This window comes from Pseudomonas psychrophila HA-4, from assembly GCF_000282975.1.
GTDB lineage: Bacteria > Pseudomonadota > Gammaproteobacteria > Pseudomonadales > Pseudomonadaceae > Aquipseudomonas > Aquipseudomonas psychrophila_A.
Genome location: NZ_ALJC01000015.1, coordinates 21,249 through 43,644, shown reverse-complemented (window position 1 = coordinate 43,644; position 22,396 = coordinate 21,249). Strand labels below are relative to the sequence as shown.

17 protein-coding genes and 4 tRNA genes are annotated in these 22,396 nt (G+C 57.1%); 11 read left to right on the top strand and 10 right to left on the bottom strand.

Annotation, left to right across the window (positions count from 1 at the left end; all coding sequences use genetic code 11):
- Window positions 1-56 precede the first annotated feature (56 nt).
- The 4 genes from acnD to B347_RS0101670 all read right to left on the bottom strand — a co-directional run bounded on the left by acnD (window position 57) and on the right by B347_RS0101670 (window position 5,729).
- Window positions 57-2,648 carry a Fe/S-dependent 2-methylisocitrate dehydratase AcnD gene (gene acnD, locus B347_RS0101685; protein WP_019407984.1) on the bottom strand — a complete coding sequence of 864 codons (2,592 nt, stop codon included), beginning with the start codon at window positions 2,646-2,648 and terminating at the stop codon, window positions 57-59.
- A 125-nt stretch (window positions 2,649-2,773) separates the two neighbouring features.
- On the bottom strand, window positions 2,774-3,901 hold the full coding sequence (gene prpC / locus B347_RS0101680) for a bifunctional 2-methylcitrate synthase/citrate synthase (RefSeq protein WP_019407983.1): 1,128 nt from the start codon (window positions 3,899-3,901) through the stop codon (window positions 2,774-2,776).
- A gap of 221 nt (window positions 3,902-4,122) precedes the next feature.
- Window positions 4,123-5,010, bottom strand: a complete 888-nt coding sequence (gene prpB / locus B347_RS0101675) for a methylisocitrate lyase (protein ID WP_019407982.1) — start codon at window positions 5,008-5,010, stop codon at window positions 4,123-4,125.
- Window positions 5,007-5,729: a GntR family transcriptional regulator gene (locus tag B347_RS0101670; protein WP_019407981.1), complete on the bottom strand. Its 723-nt coding sequence runs from the start codon at window positions 5,727-5,729 to the stop codon at window positions 5,007-5,009. Before B347_RS0101670 ends, prpB begins: the two co-directional genes overlap by 4 nt.
- A 281-nt stretch (window positions 5,730-6,010) precedes the next feature.
- Between B347_RS0101670 and B347_RS0101665 the strand changes: the two genes are divergently transcribed.
- The 8 genes from B347_RS0101665 to B347_RS0101630 all read left to right on the top strand — a co-directional run bounded on the left by B347_RS0101665 (window position 6,011) and on the right by B347_RS0101630 (window position 15,557).
- Window positions 6,011-6,547 carry an ATP-dependent zinc protease gene (locus B347_RS0101665; protein WP_019407980.1) on the top strand — a complete coding sequence of 179 codons (537 nt, stop codon included), beginning with the start codon at window positions 6,011-6,013 and terminating at the stop codon, window positions 6,545-6,547.
- Window positions 6,548-6,552: 5 nt separating this feature from the next.
- Window positions 6,553-8,085, top strand: coding sequence for an inactive transglutaminase family protein (locus B347_RS0101660; RefSeq protein WP_019407979.1), 1,533 nt, complete (start codon window positions 6,553-6,555; stop codon window positions 8,083-8,085).
- Entirely contained in the window at window positions 8,085-9,068 is a 984-nt protein-coding gene (locus tag B347_RS0101655; RefSeq protein ID WP_019407978.1) for an alpha-L-glutamate ligase-like protein, read from the top strand. The genes B347_RS0101660 and B347_RS0101655 overlap by 1 nt, the downstream gene beginning before the upstream one ends.
- Window positions 9,069-9,223: 155 nt before the next feature.
- Entirely contained in the window at window positions 9,224-10,567 is a 1,344-nt protein-coding gene (gene pabB / locus B347_RS0101650; RefSeq protein WP_019407977.1) for an aminodeoxychorismate synthase component I, read from the top strand.
- Between the two features lie 69 nt (window positions 10,568-10,636).
- On the top strand, window positions 10,637-11,371 hold the full coding sequence (locus tag B347_RS0101645) for a phosphoadenylyl-sulfate reductase (RefSeq protein ID WP_019407976.1): 735 nt from the start codon (window positions 10,637-10,639) through the stop codon (window positions 11,369-11,371).
- 187 nt (window positions 11,372-11,558) lie between these two features.
- On the top strand, window positions 11,559-12,077 hold the full coding sequence (locus B347_RS0101640; protein ID WP_019407975.1) for a sigma-70 family RNA polymerase sigma factor: 519 nt from the start codon (window positions 11,559-11,561) through the stop codon (window positions 12,075-12,077).
- Window positions 12,077-13,063: a FecR family protein gene (locus B347_RS0101635; RefSeq protein WP_019407974.1), complete on the top strand. Its 987-nt coding sequence runs from the start codon at window positions 12,077-12,079 to the stop codon at window positions 13,061-13,063. The genes B347_RS0101640 and B347_RS0101635 overlap by 1 nt, the downstream gene beginning before the upstream one ends.
- Window positions 13,064-13,139: 76 nt before the next feature.
- Window positions 13,140-15,557 (top strand): TonB-dependent siderophore receptor, encoded by a 2,418-nt coding sequence (locus B347_RS0101630; RefSeq protein ID WP_019407973.1) that lies wholly within the window; start codon window positions 13,140-13,142, stop codon window positions 15,555-15,557.
- 139 nt (window positions 15,558-15,696) lie between these two features.
- On the opposite strand, the gene B347_RS0101625 is transcribed toward B347_RS0101630, so the two are convergent.
- The 4 genes from B347_RS0101625 to B347_RS0101610 all read right to left on the bottom strand — a co-directional run bounded on the left by B347_RS0101625 (window position 15,697) and on the right by B347_RS0101610 (window position 16,259).
- Window positions 15,697-15,773, bottom strand: a tRNA-Asp gene (locus B347_RS0101625).
- A gap of 19 nt (window positions 15,774-15,792) precedes the next feature.
- A tRNA-Val gene (locus tag B347_RS0101620) sits at window positions 15,793-15,868 on the bottom strand.
- A gap of 219 nt (window positions 15,869-16,087) precedes the next feature.
- Window positions 16,088-16,164, bottom strand: a tRNA-Asp gene (locus tag B347_RS0101615).
- A 19-nt stretch (window positions 16,165-16,183) separates the two neighbouring features.
- Window positions 16,184-16,259: transfer RNA gene (locus tag B347_RS0101610), tRNA-Val, on the bottom strand.
- A gap of 161 nt (window positions 16,260-16,420) precedes the next feature.
- Between B347_RS0101610 and rdgC the strand changes: the two genes are divergently transcribed.
- The 3 genes from rdgC (at window position 16,421) to sugE (ending at window position 18,885) form a co-directional block, all read left to right on the top strand.
- Window positions 16,421-17,341: a recombination-associated protein RdgC gene (gene rdgC / locus B347_RS0101605; RefSeq protein WP_019407972.1), complete on the top strand. Its 921-nt coding sequence runs from the start codon at window positions 16,421-16,423 to the stop codon at window positions 17,339-17,341.
- 145 nt (window positions 17,342-17,486) lie between these two features.
- The gene (locus B347_RS0101600) at window positions 17,487-18,452 is read left to right on the top strand and encodes a bile acid:sodium symporter family protein (RefSeq protein ID WP_019407971.1); all 966 of its coding nucleotides are present in this window, start codon (window positions 17,487-17,489) and stop codon (window positions 18,450-18,452) included.
- 118 nt (window positions 18,453-18,570) lie between these two features.
- Entirely contained in the window at window positions 18,571-18,885 is a 315-nt protein-coding gene (gene sugE / locus B347_RS0101595) for a quaternary ammonium compound efflux SMR transporter SugE (RefSeq protein ID WP_019407970.1), read from the top strand.
- 99 nt (window positions 18,886-18,984) lie between these two features.
- On the opposite strand, the gene B347_RS0101590 is transcribed toward sugE, so the two are convergent.
- A complete protein-coding gene (locus B347_RS0101590) occupies window positions 18,985-20,859 on the bottom strand; it encodes an MFS transporter (RefSeq protein WP_019407969.1) in 1,875 nt (624 codons plus the stop codon).
- A gap of 134 nt (window positions 20,860-20,993) precedes the next feature.
- Entirely contained in the window at window positions 20,994-22,145 is a 1,152-nt protein-coding gene (locus B347_RS0101585; RefSeq protein ID WP_019407968.1) for a TDT family transporter, read from the bottom strand.
- Window positions 22,146-22,396 lie beyond the last annotated feature (251 nt).

The following is a 22,396-nucleotide window of genomic DNA, read 5'->3' as shown; positions in this document are numbered from 1 at the left end:
GAATCCTGTCATAACCCCTGTAGGCGCGAGACAAGCTCGCGCCTACAGGGTTGTGTTTATGCGGTTGCCGATTCCAGGAAGTCCTGAGCAAAGCGCTGCAACACGCCGCCCGCTTCATAAATCGACACTTCTTCAGCGGTATCAAGGCGGCACGTCACCGGCACCTCGACACGCTCGCCATTTTTGCGGGTGATGACCAGCGTCAGCGTGGCACGCGGGGTGCGCTCGCCAATGACGTCGTAGGTTTCGCTGCCGTCAATTTGCAGGGTTTTGCGATCAGTACCCGGCATAAACTCCAGCGGCAATACGCCCATGCCCACCAAGTTAGTGCGGTGTATACGCTCAAAGCCCTCAGCGGCAATCGCTTCAACCCCGGCCAGACGCACGCCCTTGGCGGCCCAGTCGCGGGACGAGCCCTGACCGTAGTCGGCACCGGCAATAATGATCAGCGGCTGCTTGCGGTCCATGTAGGTTTCAATCGCTTCCCACATACGCATCACTTGGCCTTCAGGCTCAAGGCGGGTCAACGAACCCTGTTTGACCTTGCCGTCCTCGATCACCATCTCGTTGAACAGTTTCGGGTTGGCGAAAGTCGCGCGCTGGGCCGTCAAGTGGTCGCCACGGTGCGTAGCGTAGGAGTTGAAGTCGACTTCCGGCAGGCCCATTTTCGCCAGGTATTCACCCGCGGCGCTGTCGAGCATGATCGCGTTGGAGGGCGACAAGTGGTCGGTGGTGATGTTGTCTGGCAGCACGGCCAATGGGCGCATGCCTTTGAGCGGACGCGCACCTGCCAGCGCACCTTCCCAATACGGCGGACGCCGAATGTAGGTGCTTTGCGGACGCCAATCGTACAGCGGTTCGACTTTTGGGCCGGTGTCTTCATGGATCGCAAACATCGGGATATAGACCCGACGGAACTGCTCAGGTTTAACCGACGCCTTGACCACCGCGTCGATTTCTTCGTCGCTTGGCCAGATGTCTTTTAGGCGGATTTCATTGCCATTCGCATCGAGGCCCAGTACGTCTTTTTCGATGTCGAAACGGATGGTCCCGGCAATGGCATACGCCACCACCAGCGGCGGCGATGCCAAAAAGGCTTGCTTGGCGTAGGGGTGAATACGACCGTCAAAGTTGCGGTTGCCCGACAACACCGCCGTGGCGTAGAGGTCACGGTCGATGATTTCTTGCTGAATCACAGGGTCCAGCGCGCCCGACATGCCGTTGCACGTGGTGCAGGCAAAGGCCACAACGCCAAAGCCCAGTTGCTCCAACTCGTCCGTAAGACCGGCTTCGTCGAGGTACAGCGCGACAGTTTTCGAACCCGGGGCCAGCGATGATTTAACCCACGGCTTGCGGGTCAGCCCCAATTTGTTGGCGTTACGCGCAATCAACCCCGCCGCAATCACGTTGCGCGGGTTGCTGGTGTTGGTGCAACTGGTGATGGCAGCAATGATCACCGCGCCATCAGGCATTTGCCCCGGCACGTCATCCCATTGCCCGGCGATACCTTTGGCTGCCAGGTCGCTGGTCGCAACGCGCGCATGCGGGTTGCTCGGACCGGCCATGTTGCGCACCACCGACGACAGGTCAAAGCTCAAGCTGCGCTCGTATTGCGCGCCCTTGAGGCTGTCAGCCCACAGGCCGCTGACCTTGGCGTAGTGCTCGACCAACTGCACTTGCTGGTCTTCACGCCCCGTCAGTTTGAGGTAATCAATGGTTTGCTGGTCGATGAAGAACATCGCAGCCGTGGCGCCATATTCCGGGGCCATGTTGGAGATGGTTGCGCGGTCGCCCAAGGTCAGCGCCGCGGCGCCTTCGCCGAAGAACTCCAGCCAAGCACCGACCACTTTCTGTTTGCGTAAGAACTCGGTCAGCGCCAGCACCATGTCAGTGGCGGTGATGCCCGGTTGCAGTTTGCCGGTCAACTCAACGCCGACGATTTCCGGCAGGCGCATCCACGACGCACGGCCCAGCATCACGCTTTCGGCTTCTAGGCCGCCAACGCCAATGGCGATCACGCCCAGCGAGTCGACGTGCGGCGTGTGGCTGTCAGTGCCGACGCAGGTGTCCGGGAAGGCCACGCCGTCACGCACCTGAATCACCGGAGACATTTTCTCCAAGTTGATCTGGTGCATGATGCCGTTGCCCGGCGGGATCACATCGACGTTTTTGAATGCTTTTTTGGTCCACTCAATAAAGTGGAAACGGTCTTCATTGCGGCGGTCTTCGATGGCGCGGTTCTTTTCAAACGCCTCGGGATCGTAGCCGCCACACTCCACGGCCAGCGAGTGATCGACGATCAACTGGGTCGGCACCACCGGGTTAACTTGCGCCGGGTCGCCACCTTGTTGCGCGATTGCATCACGCAGGCCCGCCAAATCAACTAGGGCGGTTTGGCCAAGAATGTCGTGGCACACCACACGCGCCGGGAACCACGGGAAATCCAGGTCGCGCTTGCGCTCAATCAACTGGCTCAGCGAAGCATTAAGGGTGGCCGGATCGCAGCGTCGCACCAGGTTTTCGGCCAGCACGCGAGCGGTATAAGGCAGGGTGTCATAAGCACCGGGTTTGATCGCATCGACCGCCGCACGGGTGTCGAAGTAATCCAGCCGGGTGCCCGGCAGTGTTTTGCGAAATTCAGTATTCATTGGCGCGGGACTCGATCACGGTTAAGTCTGAGGGCGCCTTAACCCTGTAGGACCGAACTGGCTCGCGAGCTATTAAAAGATCGCGAGGCACGCTCGTTCCCACAGGGCTTGGGGTGCCCTGCTTGTCAGCGACGCTCGATTGGCACGAACTTGCGCTGTTCAACACCGATGTACTCGGCGCTTGGGCGGATGATGCGGTTGTTGGCGCGCTGCTCGAACACATGCGCGGCCCAGCCGGTCAGGCGTGAACACACAAAAATAGGCGTGAACAGCTTGGTCGGGATGCCCATGAAGTGATACGCCGAGGCATGGTAGAAGTCGGCATTCGGGAACAGTTTCTTTTGCTCCCACATGGTTTTGTCGATGGCTTCGGACACCGGGAACAACACGGTATCGCCCACTTCGTCCGCCAGTTTTTTCGACCAGCCCTTGATCACCTCATTACGCGGGTCGCTGTCTTTGTAGATCGCATGGCCAAAGCCCATGATCTTGTCTTTGCGCGCCAGCATGCCAAGGGTGCCCTGCACCGCTTCTTCAGCCGAGCCAAAGCGCTCGATCATTTCCATGGCCGCTTCGTTGGCGCCGCCATGCAGCGGGCCGCGCAGCGAACCAATGGCCGCGGTGATGCACGAATACAGGTCAGACAAGGTCGAGGCGCAGACGCGCGCGGTGAACGTCGAAGCGTTGAACTCGTGCTCGGCATACAGGATCAGCGATACGTTCATCACTTTGACGTGCAACTCGCTCGGCTTTTTATCGTGCAACAAGTGCAGGAAGTGACCACCAATCGACGCTTCATCGCTTACGCAGTTAATGCGTTTGCCATCGTGGCTGAAGCGGTACCAGTAGCACATGATCGCCGGGAAGGCGGCCAGCAAACGGTTGGTCTTGTCCAGTTGCTCGGAGAAGTCCTTCTCCGGCTCCAGGTTGCCCAGGAACGAACACCCCGTACGCATCACGTCCATCGGGTGGGCGTCTGCGGGGATGCGTTCCAGCACTTCTTTCAAGGCTTGCGGCAAATCACGCAGGGTTTTGAGCTTGGCGGTGTAGTCCGCCAGTTGGGTTTTGTTTGGCAGTTCGCCGTACAGCAGCAGGTAAGCCACTTCTTCGAACTGGGCATCGGCTGCCAGTTCACGTACGTCATAGCCACGATAAGTGAGGCCCGCGCCTTCTTGGCCTACGGTAGACAGGGCCGTTTGCCCAGCCACTTGGCCGCGTAATCCGGCACCACTCAATACTTTTGCTTCGGCCATTGCACTCTCCAATCTTGAATTTGTTAGGGATTCGGCAAGTCTTTGTATCTTCAATAAGCTTCGTAGCAGTTGACGAGCCTTGCGAGGCTAGGTCCGAGCGCGAAGCGGTCGCAAACCATACAACGTGTTCATTCAGGCACAGTGAGCCTTACGGTTTTACGACTGCTTCGCAGCCGGACGCAGCCTCGCAAGGCTCGTCAGCTGCTACGGGCGCTGTTTTGTTATTTCTTCGCAGCAAACAGCGCGTCGAGCTTCTGCTCGAATTCGTGGTAGTTGATGGCGTCGTACAGTTCCATGCGGGTTTGCATGGTATCGATCACGTTTTGCTGGGTGCCGTCGCGGCGGATAGCGGTGTAGACGTTTTCGGCCGCCTTGTTCATCGCCCGGAACGCCGACAGCGGGTACAGCACCAGTGACACATCAGCGCCAGCCAATTGTTCGGTGGTGTACAGCGGGGTCGCACCGAACTCGGTGATGTTAGCCAAAATCGGCGCTTTAACCCGATTAGCGAACAGTTTGTACATTTCAAGCTCAGTGATGGCTTCCGGGAACACCATGTCGGCACCGGCTTCAACACACGCTGCTGCGCGCTCAAGGGCTGACTCCAGACCTTCCACCGCCAACGCATCGGTCCGCGCCATGATCACGAAGCTGTCATCGGTGCGGGCATCAACTGCCGCTTTGATACGGTCGACCATTTCTTGCAGCGAGACGATTTCTTTGTTCGGACGATGGCCGCAACGCTTGGCACCGACCTGGTCTTCGATGTGAATGGCCGCAGCGCCAAACTTGATCATCGATTTAACCGTGCGCGTCACGTTGAAAAATGACGAACCAAAGCCGGTGTCCACGTCGACCAGCAGTGGCAGGTCGCACACGTCGGTAATGCGGCGTACATCGGTCAGTACGTCGTCCAAGCCCGTAATGCCCAGGTCCGGCACACCCAGCGAGCCTGCAGCAACGCCGCCGCCCGACAGATAAATCGCCTTGAAACCAGCACGCTTGGCCAGCAACGCGTGGTTGGCGTTAATCGCGCCGACCACTTGCAAAGGGTGCTCGCTGGCGACTGCATCACGGAAACGCTGGCCTGGACTGTTTTTATTGCTCATGACTCACCTCGTGGAGTGGCTGTCTGCTGGGCGCTGTCTTGGTAGTGACGCGCAATATTGCGTTTCGAAGCGCCGATATGTCGGCGCATCAATAACTCGGCCAGTTCGCCGTCGCGATCGGCAATGGCATCGAGAATGCGGTGATGCTCGGCAAACGCCTGATGCGGGCGATTGGGGGTGGTAGAAAACTGGATGCGGTACATACGCACCAGTTGATACAGCTCACCGCAGAGCATTTGGGTCAGCGTGCGATTGCCGCTGCCTTGAATAATCTTGTAATGAAAATCGAAGTCGCCTTCTTGCTGGTAATAGCCGACACCCGCCTGAAACGCCTCATCGCGTTCGTGGGTCTCGAGCACCCGGCGCAGTTCTGCGATGTCTTCGTCGCTCATGCGCTCGGCGGCCAAACGACACGCCATGCCTTCAAGGGACTCGCGAATTTCGTAGAGTTCGATCAGCTCAGCATGGCTTAAAGAGACCACCCTAGCCCCTACATGCGGGACCCGCACCAGCAAGCGCTGACCTTCAAGACGGTGAATGGCCTCACGCAATGGGCCGCGGCTGATGCCGTAGGTACGTGCCAGCTCAGGTTCGGAGATCTTGCTACCGGGGGCTATTTCGCCTTTGACAATAGCTGCCTGAATACGCCGAAAGACGTTCTCGGAAAGGGTTTCCGAATCGTCTTGGGCAATGACCGCCGGCTCCAGTACTTGCAGCATATTGTCGACACCTTATAAATCAATAGCGCCAAAACTAGCGATTTAAGCGCTTTCAGTCAAAGGTTAAATTGATATTGTCGACAATCTGCGTATGCGACCTTAGTTCTATCGACACGAGCCTTACCGGTATCGACCCCGCCTCAACGCTGGCGCCATAAAACCATCATGTTAGAATGCCGACCGCATCCGCCCTGCCCCTATCATCGGGCAGCCGCACGAGGAAACTTGCACCCCAGCCAGTCGCCTTGACCTGTAGATTGCAAGAGACCACGCTTCGATTTATGAAACTCACGTCCTTTTTTACCCTTATATGTCTGCTGTGTTTGCCGGGCCTGAGCCTTGCCGGCGAAAAAACCGTGTATGGCCTTAATGAATACGCCGAACTGGCCGGAATCGACCTGCTGGTCGCCGCCAAACTCGACACCGGCGCCAAAACCGCCTCGCTGAGTGCTCGCGATATAAAACGCTTTAAGCGTGATGGCGAGAGCTGGGTGCGTTTTTACCTGGCCATCGACGATGCTCACTCGCACCCTATCGAGCGTCCACTGGCACGCGTCAGCAAGATCAAACGCCGCTCCGGCGACTACGACCCAGAGTCGGACAACAACTACACCTCGCGCCCGGTTATTTCCCTAGAAATCTGCATGGGCAAAGCTTTACGCACCATCGAAGTGAACTTGACCGACCGAAGTGCGTTCCAATACCCGCTGCTGATTGGCTCCGAAGCACTAAAACGCTTTGATGCGCTGGTCGACCCCAGTCTTAAATACGCTGCTGGCAAACCTGCCTGCGTCGCCAACGCTCAAACCGCAGAGTAATTGAAATGCGCGCGCTCACCCTTCACCTGAAAATCTTGATCAGCATCCTTGTGGTGCTGGGGATTTCGATTACCGCTTATCAAATCTTTGTCATAGGCATCCCTGTGACCGAAGATGCGACCGACGATCTGTGGAACATCGACGCCAAAGTCGAGTTCGTGGCCAACGCCAAAGATCCGGTCAAGATCCAGATGTTCGTCCCGCCGCTGAACCGCGACTACGTCAGCCTCAACGAAAGCTTTATCTCGAATAACTACGGGGTAAGCGTTAATCGGGTCGATGGCAACCGCAAAGTCACGTGGTCGGCGCGCCGAGTCAGCGGCAAGCAAACCCTTTACTACCGCTTGGTGTTAACCAAGCGTTATTCGGGCGACAAAACCAAGGTAAAAGGCCCGGTATTTCGCGACAGCATTGCTGTCGAAGGCCCGGAAAAAATCGCCGCCGAAGCGCTGCTGGCGCCGATTCGCCAGCACTCTGCTGACGTCGAAACCTTTATCGGTGAAACCATCAAGCGGGTTAACAACCTTAATGATGACAATGTGAAACTGCTGCTGGCGGGCGACCCGTCTACCCCGCACAAAGCTCAGGTCATCGAGTTGCTACTATCGATTGCCCACGTCCCTATGGAACGAGTACACACCATCCGTCTGGTGGCCGATCAACCGCAAAACCCTGAACTGTGGCTGCGCAGCTTCAACGGTAACGACTGGCTGTATTTCAACCCGGAAACCGGTGAACAAGGCCTGCCATCCGACCGCCTGCTGTGGTGGATCGGCGACGAGCCAATGGTCACGGTTGATGGCGGCAAAAAACCTAACGTGACCTTCAGCCTCAACAACAGCGAAATGAACGCCATTCGCTTGGCCAAGCTGACGGACGAAAACACCGACGCCAACTTCCTTGAGTACTCGCTGTACGGCTTGCCACTGCAAACCCAGCAGACCTTCATGATCATGGTGATGATCCCGATTGGCGTGCTGGTGATTCTGGTGTTGCGCAACCTGATCGGCTTGCAAACCCTGGGCACATTTACCCCCGTTCTGATTGCCTTGGCGTTCCGCGAAACCCAACTGGAGTTTGGCATCATCCTGTTTACGGTGATAACGGCCCTCGGATTAATGCTGCGCTCATACCTTGAGCACCTAAAACTGCAAATGCTGCCCAGACTCTCCGTTGTATTGACCTTCGTGGTGATACTGATCGCCGCCATCAGCCTGTTCAGCCATAAGCTGGGCCTGGAACGTGGCCTGTCTGTGGCGCTGTTCCCAATGGTGATTCTGACCATGACCATCGAGCGACTCTCGATCACGTGGGAAGAACGTGGCGGCGGCCATGCGATGAAAGTCGCTATCGGCACCCTGTTTGCAGCCACGCTGGCGTATCTGGTGATGAGCATCCCTGAGCTGGTGTACTTCGTCTTCACCTTCCCGGCGGTGTTGTTGATATTGGTGGGTTTCATGCTGGCTATGGGTCGCTATCGCGGCTACCGCCTGACTGAACTGGTGCGCTTCAAAGCGTTCTTGAAGGCTGATTCCTGATGTTTGGCTTCTGGAAGACCTGGAAGGCCCTGGAAGCCAGGGGCATCATGGGCATCAATCGGCGCAATGCGGACTACGTACTCAAGTACAACAAACGCAGCCTGTACCCGATTGTGGATGACAAGATCATCACCAAAGAACGCGCGATCAAGGCCGGCATTCACGTGCCGGAAATGTACGGCGTTATCTCCACCGAAAAAGAAATCGAAAAACTCGACGAAATCATCGGGGGGCGCAGCGACTTCGTGATCAAGCCTGCGCAAGGCGCGGGCGGCGATGGCATTTTGGTGATCGCGGACCGTTTCGAAGATCGTTTTCGTACGGTTTCGGGCAAGATCATCAGCCACGAAGAAATCGAGCATCAGATTTCCAGCATCCTCACGGGCCTTTATTCGCTGGGCGGACACCGCGACCGAGCACTGATTGAATACCGCGTAACACCCGACCAGATCTTCAAAAGCATCAGCTACGAAGGTGTGCCGGATATTCGCATCATCGTGCTGATGGGCTACCCGGTAATGGCCATGTTGCGTTTACCGACCCGCCAGTCGGGCGGCAAAGCCAACTTGCACCAAGGCGCGATTGGCGTGGGCGTAGACCTGGCAACCGGCCTGACCCTGCGCGGCACTTGGCTGAACAACATCATCAGCAAACACCCGGATACCACCAATGCGGTGGACGGCGTGCAACTGCCCAACTGGGACGGCTTCATGAAGCTGGCAGCCGGTTGTTATGAACTGTGCGGCTTGGGCTACATCGGCGTCGACATGGTGCTCGACCAGGACCAAGGCCCGCTGATCCTGGAACTCAACGCCCGCCCCGGCCTGAACATCCAGATCGCCAACGACTGCGGCCTGACCTTGCGCACGCATGCCGTAGAAGCGCATCTGGAAGAGCTGGCGACCAAAGGCATCCAAGAAACCGTAGAAGAACGCGTGCGCTTTGCCCAAGAGCTGTTTGGGCATATTCACCAGAGCGAATAACGTGTAGGAGCCAACTGCCTCGCGATCTTCTCACCCCCTTAAAAGATCGCGAGGCAAGCGAGCGTCGACCGGCTGCTCCTACAACGGCCACATAGCCTTGACGTCCTACACAGGACTACAATCAGCACCCCGCTCCGTTGGCTGATTGGCTTCGCATGTTGACCTGCTCTGTACATCCCCTGCCTTACCATCCCGACCCTGCCCACTACTTTGCAGCGATTCGCCATGCGCCTGGTGCCGTACTGCTGGACAGCGGCCGCCCCATCGCAGATCGCGGACGTTATGACCTGATGAGCGCGTGGCCCATCGAGGCGTTCGCAGTGCAGCCAGAAGAGTCAGGGCATGTTTTTTTGCAGCGCCTGCGCGGTGCTTTAAAACAACTGGGCAATGCCGAACTGCCCATACCTTACGAGCTGCCTTTTGTCGGCGGACTCATCGGCTATCTGAGCTACGACTTCGGCCGCCAACTCGAACACCTGCCTGCACAATCACTCAATGACCTGCAATTACCGGATGCACGGCTCGGCCTGTATGCCTGGGCACTGGTCAGTGACCATCACGCGGCGACCAGCCAATTGGTGTTTCACCCACGTCTGGCGGACACGGAGCGCGAGCGGCTGATTGAACTGTTCACCCAACCGGTGTCGCCAAAAACCCGCGCGTTCTCGCTAAAACACCCGATGCAGCCCGATATCAGCGCCGAGTACTACCAACACGCGCTGCAAAAAATTCAGCACTACATCCAAGCGGGCGATTGTTATCAGGTCAACTACACCCAGCGTTTCAGCGCCCCGTGCGAAGGCGACCCCTGGACCGCCTATTGCGCGCTGCGGGCCGCTTGCCCGACGCCGTTCTCAGGGTTTATCAGCCTGCCCGAAGACACGGCAATTTTAAGCCTGTCCCCTGAGCGCTTTGTGCACGTCAGCAACAATCAGGTCGAAACCCGCCCGATCAAAGGCACTCGCCCACGCGGCAAAGACAGCGCCGAAGATGCGGCGAACGCCGCCCAATTGCTGGCCAGCGCTAAGGATCGTGCCGAAAATTTGATGATCGTCGATTTATTGCGCAATGACTTGGGGCGCACCTGCCGCACGGGCTCGGTGAGTGTGCCGCAGTTGATCACCCTCGAAAGCTACCCCAACGTTCACCACTTAGTGAGCAGCGTCATCGGCGAACTGGCCGACGGCAAAGACGCGCTGGACCTGATCGGCGATAGTTTTCCCGGTGGTTCGATCACCGGCGCGCCGAAAATCCGGGCGATGCAAATCATTGATGAATTGGAACCGACGCGCCGCAGCATTTACTGCGGCTCGTTGTTGTACCTGGATGTACGCGGAGAAATGGACAGCTCAATCGCCATTCGCAGCCTGCTGATCAAAGACGGGCGGGTGAATTGCTGGGGCGGCGGCGGGATCGTGGCCGACTCCGACTGGCAGGATGAATATCAGGAATCCATCACCAAAGTGAAGGTGTTGCTCGATACGCTGCAAACCCTGTAGCGCGCGGTTTTTGCTACCATCCGCCCCACTAGAGAGCGCCAAGCGCCATTTACTGTAGGAAGCCGCCTGATGAGCCATCCGTTCGACGTCGCCGAAACCGCCGCGACATACGCCAACAAGTCACCGCAAGACATTCTCAAACTCGCCCTTGAACATTTTGGCGACGAACTCTGGATCTCGTTCAGCGGCGCCGAAGATGTGGTGCTGGTGGACATGGCCTGGAAACTCAACAAAAACGTCAAAGTGTTCAGCCTAGACACCGGACGCCTGCACCCCGAGACCTACCGTTTTATTGAGCAAGTACGCGATCACTACAAGATCCAAATCGAACTGATCTCGCCGGACCAAAGCAAACTTGAACCGTTTGTAAAAGAAAAAGGCTTGTTCAGCTTTTACAAAGACGGCCACGGCGAGTGCTGCGGCGTGCGTAAAATCGAGCCTCTGCGCCGCAAGTTGTCGACTGTACGAGCATGGGCGACCGGCCAGCGCCGCGACCAAAGCCCTGGGACGCGCAGCCAGGTAGCAGCACTGGAAATCGACGGCGCGTTCTCGACGCCAGAGCGACCGCTGTACAAGTTCAACCCGCTGGCGCAAATGACCAGTGAGGAAGTCTGGGGTTACATCCGCATGCTGGAACTGCCGTACAACAGCCTGCATGAGCGCGGTTTTATCAGCATCGGCTGCGAGCCCTGCACCCGCCCGGTGCTGCCTAACCAACACGAGCGCGAAGGCCGCTGGTGGTGGGAAGAAGCCACGCAAAAAGAATGCGGGCTGCATGCCGGCAACCTGATCGCCAAACATTAAATCAACATTTCTGTAGCCGCTGCCGCAGGCTGCGATAAGGCCCGCAGGGGCTTCGCCTTTGAAGGCGCTAGCCCTTCGGACTCGATCGCAGCCTGCGGCAGCGGCTGCAGAAAATACCCATCTTGCGTTTACCCCGGACTTGCGTACAGAATTAGCAATAATTCTCAATAACGTTTGAGCCTGTCTTATGTCTTCGGGTGAGCCTCCGTTCCAGACCGCGATTTCTGACCTGTACTGCGAGCATCACAGTTGGCTGTTCGGCTGGCTGCGCAGAAAACTCGGCTGCGCGCACAATGCTGCCGACTTGGCCCAAGACACCTTCACCCGAATCCTGAATGCCCGCGAGTCCGTTGCAACGTTGCGCGAACCACGAGCGTTTCTCAGCACCACCGCCCGTCGGCTGATCATCGACCAGGTACGTCGCAAGCAAATCGAAAACGCCTACCTGCACGAGTTGGCCCTGACCACAGAAGCGCTCGAAGGTTTTCAATCACCCGAGCAGATCCTCACCACCTTGGAAGCTCTGGAGCACATCGCGTTTATGCTCGAAGGCATGCACGACAACGTTCGACAAGCCTTCGTGCTGTATTACCTAGATGGCCTGACGCAGAGCGAAATCGCCCGTCAGCTAGGCTTGTCTGATCGCACGGTGCGCAAGTACCTGATTCAAGCCTTGCTTCATTGCAGCCATAGCCTGGACACCTGATGCCAGCTACACGCCAGACCATAGACGAACAAGCCGCCGAATGGATGCTGCGCCTGCACGAAGAGGGCTTCAGCGACGCAACGCGCCTTGAGTTCGAGCGCTGGAAACAACACAGTCCGCAACACACAGCGGCCGCGCTGCGTATGCAAGACGCAATCAGCCGCCTGCAATCGTTGCGCGAGCAGTCAGCCCCGGCAAAGGCAGCACTGAATGCAGCCTTTAAGGAGCGCAAAACAGCCACGCAACGCAAACCAGTCGTGCGCGCACTGCTGATTGTCGGCTGCCTGTCTTTGACCCTCACCCTGACGTTTAAAAGCCATTACCCAGAACGCTGGCTGGCCGACATCAGCACCGGGCCCAACGACTGGAAGACCCTGCATCTGGCCGATAATTCCACCCTCACCCTCAGCGGCACCAGCGCCGTCAATGTACATTTCAACAGCACAGAACGCCGGATCGAATTGCTCCAAGGCGAAGTATTGGTCGAAGTCGCGCATGACAGTGCTCGCCCGTTTGTCGTGCAGACCGAACAAGGCCGCATGCGCGCCTTGGGCACCCGATTTGTGGTCAAACGCCAGGCAGACACCACGGTGCTGAGCATGTTGCAGTCGCGTGTGGCGGCGCAAAGCGCCAACGAACAGCACACCCTAGAAGTCGACGCCGGCTCGCGCGCGCTGATCAGCCGCGACACCGTCAAACTGGCAGGCAGCCTCGATCCCGCCAGCATCGATGATGCCTGGCGTCGTCATCAACTGGTGGTCGAAAACCAGCCGTTGACGCAGGTTCTCGATGAAATTTCGCGCCATCGTCGCGGCCTCATCCAGTTTGATCGCGAAGCCTTAGACGGCTTGCGCGTTTCTGCCGTCTTGCCGCTGGACGACACCGATCGGGCCTTGCAGTTGATCGCACAAACCCTGCCGCTAACCCTCAAGACCTACACGCCGTGGCTGATTGTGATCAGTCAGGCGCCAGTTTCTAAAAAATAATAATTCGCATTCGTTCCGCTTTTTTCGAGTCGCCCGTCAAGGAAGGTATACAGACCCATAAAGGATTGCGTTCTCCATGCTGACCTCTTCCAACCAACGCGGGCGTCTTAAGCCGTTAACCCTGGCCATTCACTTGATTGTGGCCTCAGCGGCAGGCGTGCTAGGCACCTCTATCGCACAGGCGCAGACGTCCGTGCAGACCTACGACATTCCTGCTGGGCCGCTGAGCAGCGCCTTAAATCGCTTTGCACAGCAGGCAGGCGTGGCCATTATTTTTCAATCGCACAACCTGGACGGCTTAACCACACCCGGTCTGCATGGGGTCTATAACGAACAAAGCGGGTTCGAAACCCTGCTGCGCGGCAGCGGTTTTACCGTGGTCAAAAGCGCCAACGGCTACATGCTTGACGCCATGCCCAGCGGCGACGCACTGGAGTTGGGCGCTACCCAGGTCAGCGCCAACCAATTGGGCACCATCACTGAAGGCTCAGGCTCCTACACGCCCGGCAGCATCGCCACCGCAACGCGCATGGTACTGACACCGCGTGAAACGCCGCAGTCGATTTCGGTTGTCACGCGCCAAGCAATGGATGACTTTGGCCTCACCTCGATTGATGACGTGATGCGCCACACCCCCGGCATCACCGTGGCCACCTATGACAGCGACCGCACCAGCTATTATTCACGCGGCTTTGCGATCAAGAACTTCCAGTACGACGGCATCCCGATCCTGCAAGACCCGCAATACTCCGCCGGGCACACCCTCACCGACACTGCGATTTACGACCGGGTTGAGATTCTTAAGGGGGCAACCGGCTTGCTCACTGGCGCAGGTGGCCCAGGCGGCACGATCAACATGGTGCGCAAAAAGCCCACCAGCGAGTTCAAGGCCCACGTCGATGTGGGTGCAGGATCGTGGGATAACTACCGCTCCGAAATCGATGTCAGCGGGCCATTGACCGAGAGCGGCAATGTGCGCGGCCGGGCGGTTGCGGCCTATCAAGACAAGCACTCGTTTATGGATCACTACACGCGCGACAGCGAGGTGTACTACGGGATTTTAGAAATCGACCTGGACCCGGACACCCTGCTGACCCTTGGTGCCGATTACCAGGACAACAACCCCAAAGGTTCCAGTTGGTCTGGCAGCGCTTCACTGTTCAACTCGGCGGGCGAGCGCATTAGCACCCCGCGCTCATTTAATAACGGCGCCAAGTGGAGCAGTTGGAAGCAATACACCCGCACCGCTTTCGCCACTCTGGAACACAGTTTTGATAACGGCTGGGTCGCCAAAGCCCAGTACAACCACCAAATCAATGGCTACAACGCCCCGCTCGGCGCACTGCTTTTTCCGAACGTAGAGACCGGCGAGGCAAGATTGCTAGCGCGTAAATACACTGGCGAATACGTCAGTGACAGCGGCGATCTGTATGCCACCGGCCCATTCGAGTTTTTGGGCCGTGAACATGAGTTGGTGGTGGGCGGCTCGGTGTCGCGCTCACACTGGACCGGCAACGACTACACCAACGCAATCATGGTTAAAAGCAACTACGACTACTACCACTGGAAAGGCGATGCCCTTGAGCCTGACTGGAACAACGTGACGTCAAGAAACGACGAGACCACACGCCAGACGGGCACTTACATCACCGGGCGTTTTAGCCTGACCGATGACCTGACACTGATGCTCGGCACCCGCGTGGCCGACTACACATTGACCGGCACCAGCCAGGCCAAAGACACCGGCAAGGTCTTGCCTTATGCCGGGATCATCTACGACATCAACGAAAACATCTCGGCCTACGCCAGCTACACAGAGATTTTTCTGCCGCAGTCGTACTACCGCAACCGCGACAACAAAATGCTTGAGCCCGATGAAGGCACCAACTATGAACTGGGTTTGAAAGGCGAGTTCTTTGACGGGCGGCTGAATTCAAGCCTGGCGTATTTCGAAGTCCATCAGGACAACCGCCCCGAAGACGACACCGCCTACAACGCGAACCCGACCAACCCGGACATCGAATATGCCTACAAGGGCATCAAGGCCACGACTAAAGGTTACGAAGCAGAAATCTCTGGCGAACTGCTGCCCGGCTGGCAGTTGCAAGCAGGCTACACGCACAAGGTCAGCCGCGAACAGGGCGGCAAAAAGGTCTCGACCTGGGAACCCGAAGACCAGATCAACCTATACACGAGCTACAAGTTGACCGGGCCACTGGACAAACTCACCCTCGGTGGTGGCGTGCGCTGGCAGGGCACGGGCTGGCAGATGCTGACCAACTGGAACAAGGGCGGCACCGTGGAGAAGTTCTCCCAAGACCCGTATTGGCTGGTAGACCTGATGGCGCGCTATCAGTTCACGAAAAACCTGTCGGGCACGGTCAACCTCAACAACGTATTCGACAAGTCGTATTACACCAACATCGGGTTCTACAACACGTCGTACTACGGTGATCCGCGCAACGTCATGGTCAGCACGCGCTGGGACTTTTAAGCCGCCTACGCAGCAAATGTGTAGGAGCGTCGACCGACTGCTCCTACAGCCACATACAAAAAACGCGCGCACAAAAAAGCCTGCACTAGGCAGGCTTTTTTGCGTGTCACAAGCGTTCAAGGGGCTTATGACTCAAATATGGCGCAGCGGACGGGACTCGAACCCGCGACCCCCGGCGTGACAGGCCGGTATTCTAACCGACTGAACTACCGCTGCGCGTAACACTGTAAGCGAATGGTGGGTGATGACGGGATCGAACCGCCGACCCTCTGCTTGTAAGGCAGATGCTCTCCCAGCTGAGCTAATCACCCTTTCACTTCACTCTCGTTGCGGGGCGCATTCTCTCACACTTTTTGTGTAAGTGGTTGTTTTTATTCAAGTTTTTTAAAAACTGTTTAAAAACCACCATTTCCAACGCCCTGCATCTTTGATTCAACAGCGAACTGTAGAACCGAAGCCTTTCAAGAAAAAGCCCGCATTCAGCGGGCTTCCCCTAACCACAAACGTTCAAGGGGCTTGTGGTAAAAATATGGCGCAGCGGACGGGACTCGAACCCGCGACCCCCGGCGTGACAGGCCGGTATTCTAACCGACTGAACTACCGCTGCGCGTAACACTGTAAGCGAATGGTGGGTGATGACGGGATCGAACCGCCGACCCTCTGCTTGTAAGGCAGATGCTCTCCCAGCTGAGCTAATCACCCTTTCACTCTCGGTGTGGCGCGCATTCTACGGAGCGACCTATAGTCTGGCAAGCACTTTTTAAAATAATTTTCTTATGCACGACAAAGGCTTAGCGCAGGGTTGGCCTAATAAGGTTATCAAGCGAATAATGCCGTCTTTGTATAAAGGAGTGATTCACCCCATGTGGTTCAAAAACCTGCTTATCTATCGCCTGACCCAAGATCTGCCTTTTGATGCGCAGGTGCTGGAAACGGCACTGGCCACCAAGCCGGCCCGCCCGTGTGCAAGCCAGGAATTAGCCACCTACGGTTTCGTTGCCCCTTTCGGTAAAGGTGAAGACGCCCCTCTGGTTCACGCCAGCCAGGACTTCCTGCTGATTGCAGCCCGTAAAGAAGAACGCATCCTGCCTGGAAGCGTGGTGCGCGATGCATTAAAGGATAAGGTCGAAGAGATCGAAGCCGAACAAATGCGCAAGGTCTATAAGAAGGAGCGTGATCAGCTCAAGGATGAAATCATCCAGGCCTTCTTGCCGCGTGCCTTTATCCGTCGCTCGGCGACCTTTGCCGCCATTGCGCCAAAACAGGGCCTGATTCTGGTTAACGCCTCCAGCCCGAAACGCGCCGAAGACCTGCTATCCACGCTGCGCGAAGTGATCGGCTCGCTGCCGGTTCGCCCGCTGGCCGTTAAAATTGCGCCGAGTGCGGTCATGACCGAATGGGTCAAAACCCAAAAAGCGGCCGACAACTTCTTTGTACTCGATGAATGTGAGCTGCGCGACACCCACGAAGATGGCGGGATTATCCGCTGCAAGCGTCAGGACCTGACCAGCGATGAAATCCAGCTGCACCTGAGCACAGGCAAAGTCGTGACTCAACTGTCGCTGGCCTGGCAAGACAAACTGTCGTTCGTGCTGGATGACAAGCTGGTGGTCAAGCGTCTGAAGTTTGAAGACCTGCTGCAAGACGAAGCCGAGCAAAATGGCGGCGACGACGATCTAGGCCAGCAGGACGCTAGCTTCACCTTAATGATGCTGACCTTCGGCGAGTTCTTGCCACAGTTGTTTGAAGCGCTGGGCGGAGAAGAGATTCCTCAGGGGATCTAAACCTCAAAACGGCTGTGGGAGCTGGCTTGCTCGCGAAGGTGTCGACGCGGTTTAACAGAAAAAACCACATCGCCTGCATCGCTGGCAAGCCAGGCTCCCACGGTTGTCACGCCTGCCACACACCATAACCATAATAAGGAACACCATGCGCGCACTCGCTGCCTTAAGCCGCTTTGTCGGTAATACCTTTGCTTATTGGGTTCTGATTTTTGCCGTGCTGGCGTTTCTTGAGCCCGGCTGGTTCGTTGGCCTTAAAGGCTACATCGTGCCGCTACTGGGTTTGGTGATGTTTGGCATGGGCCTGACCCTCAAACTCGATGACTTCGCCGAAGTCGCTCGCCACCCGTGGCGCGTCGCACTGGGCGTGGTTGCTCACTTCGTGATCATGCCCGGCGTGGCGTGGTTACTCTGCCAAGTGTTTCACCTGCCGCCCGAAATCGCGGTTGGCGTGATTCTCGTGGGTTGCTGCCCAAGCGGCACCTCTTCTAATGTCATGACTTGGCTGGCCCGAGGCGATCTCGCGCTGTCAGTCGCCATTGCTGCCGTGACCACCCTCCTCGCCCCGCTGCTAACTCCTGCGCTGATTTGGCTGCTGGCATCAGCCTGGCTGCCGGTTTCGTTCATGGAGTTGTTCTGGTCGATTCTGCAAGTCGTGCTGCTGCCCATTGTGCTCGGGGTTTTGGCTCAGCGCGTGCTGGGCGCGAGGGTGCGGTTTGCAGTCGACGTGCTGCCGCTGGTTTCGGTGATCAGCATCGTGATTATCGTCGCCGCTGTCGTCGCCGCCAGCCAGGCACAAATCGCCAAGTCGGGCCTGTTGATCATGGCCGTGGTCATGCTGCACAACAGCTTTGGCTACTTGCTCGGCTACTTTACCGGGCGCCTGTTCAAACTGCCGTTGGCGCAACGTAAATCCCTGGCGCTGGAAGTCGGCATGCAGAACTCAGGGCTGGGAGCCGCATTGGCCAGTGCCCACTTTTCGCCTTTGGCAGCCGTGCCCAGCGCGCTGTTTAGCGTGTGGCACAACATCTCAGGCGCACTGCTGTCGACGTACTTCCGTCGAATGAGCGAAAAAGAGGATCGTTTGGCTGCGGAAAAACTATCCGCCGACTGAAAATTCGGGGTTGATCGTCAGAAAAATCGTGGGCACTATAATGCGCACTGCGGGGACGGCCCCGCGACTCATCGAGTGATTAATCTGGGGACGACCCCATCAATTGATGGAGGCAAGCATGTCCTGGATTATTCTGTTTTTCGCCGGTCTGTTTGAAGTTGGCTGGGCCGTCGGCCTGAAGTATACCGAAGGCTTTACTCGTCCTATGCCGACGGCACTGACCATTGCTGCCATGGTTTGCAGCCTTGGCCTGCTCGGCTTGGCGATGAAAGAGCTGCCGCTGGGCACCGCTTATGCCATCTGGACGGGCGTCGGCGCAGTCGGCACGGTTATCGCTGGGATCATCCTGTTTGGTGAATCCATGGCGCTGTTCCGACTGGCCAGCGTTGCACTCATTATTGCCGGCCTAGTCGGCCTGAAGATGAGCGCCTAACCCCGCAAAACCCTTTAGCCGTTGTCGCAGGTCGATGGGCTGCAAAGCAGCCCTGAAAGATGAAGGCCCTTAGGACCTTTTCGCAGCCTACGCCAGCGGCTACAAGGTCTGGCCCCGCAACTCAGTCACCCGTTCACGCAGCAACTTTTGCGTGGCTTCACTGGCCGCTATCGGCTCCCCGGCCACCAGCGTTACCCGCGACCATAGCCGATGAAACACGCCCTTGTTCGGGTCACGACTGAAGAAACTGCCCCACAAGCCTTGCAACGCCATCGGGATCACGGGCACCGGCGTTTGCTCGAGAATGCGCGTCATCCCCGCCTTGAACTCACTGATCTGGCCATCGCTGGTCAACTTGCCCTCGGGGAAGATGCACACCAGCTCGCCATCGTTCAGGTACTCGGCAATCTTCTTGAATGCCCGCTCATAAATCACTTCATCTTCAGCACGTCCGGCAATCGGAATCGTACCCGCTGTACGGAAGATAAAGTTAAGCACCGGAAGATTGTAGATTTTGTAATACATCACAAAGCGAATCGGCCGACGCACTGCGCCGCCTATCAGTAGCGCATCGACAAACGACACGTGGTTGCACACCAACAAGGCCGCGCCTTCGTCTGGAATCGCTTCCAGGTTTTTGTGCTGTACGCGGTACATGGAATGGCTGAGCAGCCAAATCATGAAACGCATGCTGAACTCAGGAACGATTTTGAAGATGTAGGTGTTAACCGCGATGTTCAGCAACGACACCACTAGGAACAACTCGGGAATCGTCAGCTTGGCCACGCTCAGCAACAGAATGGTGACGATTGCCGATACCACCATAAACAGCGCGTTAAGGATGTTGTTGGCCGCAATAACCCGTGCACGCTCGTTTTCAGCGGTACGCGACTGAATCAGCGCATACAGCGGCACAATATAGAAACCACCGAACACGCCCAGTCCGAGAATATCTAACAGCACCCACCACGCCTGGCTGTAGCCCAGCACACCGAGCCAGTCATTGGCTTGGAGGTTTTGTGGCATGTGCCCCGAGTGCCACCACAGCAGCAGACCAAACACCGTCAGGCCGAACGAGCCAAACGGTACCAGACCGATTTCAACCTTACGCCCCGAGAGCTTTTCACACAGCATCGAGCCCAAGGCAATACCGACCGAGAACACCGTGAGAATCAGCGTGACCACAGTTTCATCGCCGTACAGCCACTCTTTGGCGTAAGCCGGGATTTGCGTGAGATAAATCGCACCGACAAACCAGAACCAAGAGTTACCTACGACAGAGCGCGACACCGCAGGTGTCTGATTCAAGCCCATGCGCAACGTAGCCCAAGACTCGCTGAAGATGTTCCAGTTGAGACGCAAGTCTGGCGTATCAGCGGGTGCCCGAGGAATGGCACGACTGGCCAGATAACCGAGCACGGCGACCGAAATGATCACCACCGACACAATGACCGTGTAATTGCTCGACGAGAGCATGATTCCCGCGCCTATGGTGCCGGCCAGAATCGACAGAAAGGTGCCCATTTCCACCAAACCATTACCGCCCACCAACTCATCTTCATGCAGGGTCTGCGGCAAGATCGAATACTTCACCGGCCCGAACAGCGCCGAATGGGTGCCCATGGCAAATAGCGCGACCAGCATTAGTGCCAAATGATCGAACGCAAAACCAATAGCGCCGACCACCATGATCGCGATTTCGCCCAGCTTGATCAGGCGTATCAGTTGGTCCTTGGGGTATTTTTCGCCAAATTGACCAGCCAGTGCCGAGAATAAAAAGAACGGCACGATAAAGAGCAGCGCGCAGAGGTTGACCCAGATTCCACGGTCGCCTTCGATGCTCAGCTTATAAAGGATGGCTAGAATCAACGATTGTTTGAAGAGATTGTCATTGAGCGCACCCAAGGACTGGGTCACGAAGAACGGCAGGAAGCGACGCTTCCCGAGCAAGCTGAACTGCGAAGGGTGACTCATCTTCCATGTACTCACGTTGCGCCGGAGGCTTTCTCATTGGAGTGTGGTTGTAACACTCAGGGCACAACCTTACTCAGGTTCTGTCACGAAAAACGTCATATTCGGCGCTTTCGCACAGCACCTGAGTACATGGACTACTTGTTAAGGCCTGCGATGCAGGGCGACACGAACAGCTCGCCGCGCCAGGCACCTTTGACCGTGCGTGTGCCGACGATCAGCCACATCAGCGCCAGCATCAGCACCAGTACGCAACCGACCCCATCGAAAAAGCTCAGGTGCAATACCTGCCCCAGACGTAAGGTGGCCAGCGCGTAAACACCCAGCGGGAAGGTGAAGCCCCACCAGCCCAGATTGAACGGGATACCGGCCCGCATATATCGCACGGTAATCAGCACCGCCATCGACATCCACCACAGGCCAAAGCCCCACAGCGCCACGCCACAAATCAGTCCCAAGCCTTGGGCAATGTCACCGATCCCGGCAAAACCGTTGGCGGCAAAGATCGCAGGCGAGTCTGCGCCCAACAGCAACAAACCCAACGCGCCGGTACCAATCGGCCCCAAGGCCAGCCAACTCGAGGCCGCCATATTTTCGTGAGGCAATTTATGCAGCGCCATGCGTAGCATCAAAATGGTCAAAATGCTGAACGCCACAGGGACCGAAAATGCCCACAACACATAGCTGGTGATCAGTACATGGAACTGCGCCACCGGGTCCGCCAGATGCGGCGTCAGCAACCCGCCGCTGGCCGCAGCCACTTCTGCCGCCACCACAGGCAACAGCCAGACGGCGGTCATTTGATCAATACTGTGTTCCTGCCGGGTGAACATCATGTAGGGAATCATCACCCCGAACGCCAGCGACATGGCCACATCCAGCCACCACAACACGTGTGCGAGCTGCACCATGTCGCTGCCCCAGCGCGCAACGCCGAACAGCAGAAAACCATTGATGATGGTCGCCAGCCCCATGGGGATGGTGCCGAAAAACATCGACACGGTGGAGTGACCGAAAATCCGCCGCGCCTCATCAAAATACATCACCCAGCGTGCGCCATAGAGCACGCTGAACAGAATGAACAAACCGATATTGAACAACCACAGCCCTTCGGCAAGCGCATGCAGGCCGGGGATTTGTACCGGCAACTGAGCCAGCGCCAGCGCCAAAACCCCAGTCCCCATGGTCGCGGCAAACCAGTTCGGGGTGAACTGGCGAATCACTTCACGTGGGTGCTGCAAGTGGCTAAATGGCCGAAAACCGGCTTTGGCAGTGTTTGGGCACATCATGGGCTCCTCCTGTTCCTCATATGAGGTGATGCAAGAGTAGAACCGAATCGAATATCTATATAACGGGTATTTTCTCTATGTGTTATCTGTTTCACCTATATAAGCCCAAGCGTTCACACCTTCTAGCCTTGATCATCTGCTGAACGTGATAGTCGCCCCGGTGGTTTTTCGGATTTTGTTTGCCCAGACACCGTTAACCCTTGAGCAACTGACGAACAAATCGACCTAGCCCTGCGCCCACGACTGAACGA

Bases quoted from the DNA above. Each gene is read 5' to 3' on its own strand.
- acnD (WP_019407984.1), bottom strand. From the start codon at position 2,648: ATGAATACTGAATTTCGCAAAACACTGCCGGGCACCCGGCTGGATTAC.
- prpC (WP_019407983.1), bottom strand. From the start codon at position 3,901: ATGGCCGAAGCAAAAGTATTGAGTGGTGCCGGATTACGCGGCCAAGTG.
- prpB (WP_019407982.1), bottom strand. From the start codon at position 5,010: ATGAGCAATAAAAACAGTCCAGGCCAGCGTTTCCGTGATGCAGTCGCC.
- B347_RS0101670 (WP_019407981.1), bottom strand. From the start codon at position 5,729: ATGCTGCAAGTACTGGAGCCGGCGGTCATTGCCCAAGACGATTCGGAA.
- B347_RS0101665 (WP_019407980.1), top strand. From the start codon at position 6,011: ATGAAACTCACGTCCTTTTTTACCCTTATATGTCTGCTGTGTTTGCCG.
- B347_RS0101660 (WP_019407979.1), top strand. From the start codon at position 6,553: ATGCGCGCGCTCACCCTTCACCTGAAAATCTTGATCAGCATCCTTGTG.
- B347_RS0101655 (WP_019407978.1), top strand. From the start codon at position 8,085: ATGTTTGGCTTCTGGAAGACCTGGAAGGCCCTGGAAGCCAGGGGCATC.
- pabB (WP_019407977.1), top strand. From the start codon at position 9,224: ATGTTGACCTGCTCTGTACATCCCCTGCCTTACCATCCCGACCCTGCC.
- B347_RS0101645 (WP_019407976.1), top strand. From the start codon at position 10,637: ATGAGCCATCCGTTCGACGTCGCCGAAACCGCCGCGACATACGCCAAC.
- B347_RS0101640 (WP_019407975.1), top strand. From the start codon at position 11,559: ATGTCTTCGGGTGAGCCTCCGTTCCAGACCGCGATTTCTGACCTGTAC.
- B347_RS0101635 (WP_019407974.1), top strand. From the start codon at position 12,077: ATGCCAGCTACACGCCAGACCATAGACGAACAAGCCGCCGAATGGATG.
- B347_RS0101630 (WP_019407973.1), top strand. From the start codon at position 13,140: ATGCTGACCTCTTCCAACCAACGCGGGCGTCTTAAGCCGTTAACCCTG.
- rdgC (WP_019407972.1), top strand. From the start codon at position 16,421: ATGTGGTTCAAAAACCTGCTTATCTATCGCCTGACCCAAGATCTGCCT.
- B347_RS0101600 (WP_019407971.1), top strand. From the start codon at position 17,487: ATGCGCGCACTCGCTGCCTTAAGCCGCTTTGTCGGTAATACCTTTGCT.
- sugE (WP_019407970.1), top strand. From the start codon at position 18,571: ATGTCCTGGATTATTCTGTTTTTCGCCGGTCTGTTTGAAGTTGGCTGG.
- B347_RS0101590 (WP_019407969.1), bottom strand. From the start codon at position 20,859: ATGAGTCACCCTTCGCAGTTCAGCTTGCTCGGGAAGCGTCGCTTCCTG.
- B347_RS0101585 (WP_019407968.1), bottom strand. From the start codon at position 22,145: ATGATGTGCCCAAACACTGCCAAAGCCGGTTTTCGGCCATTTAGCCAC.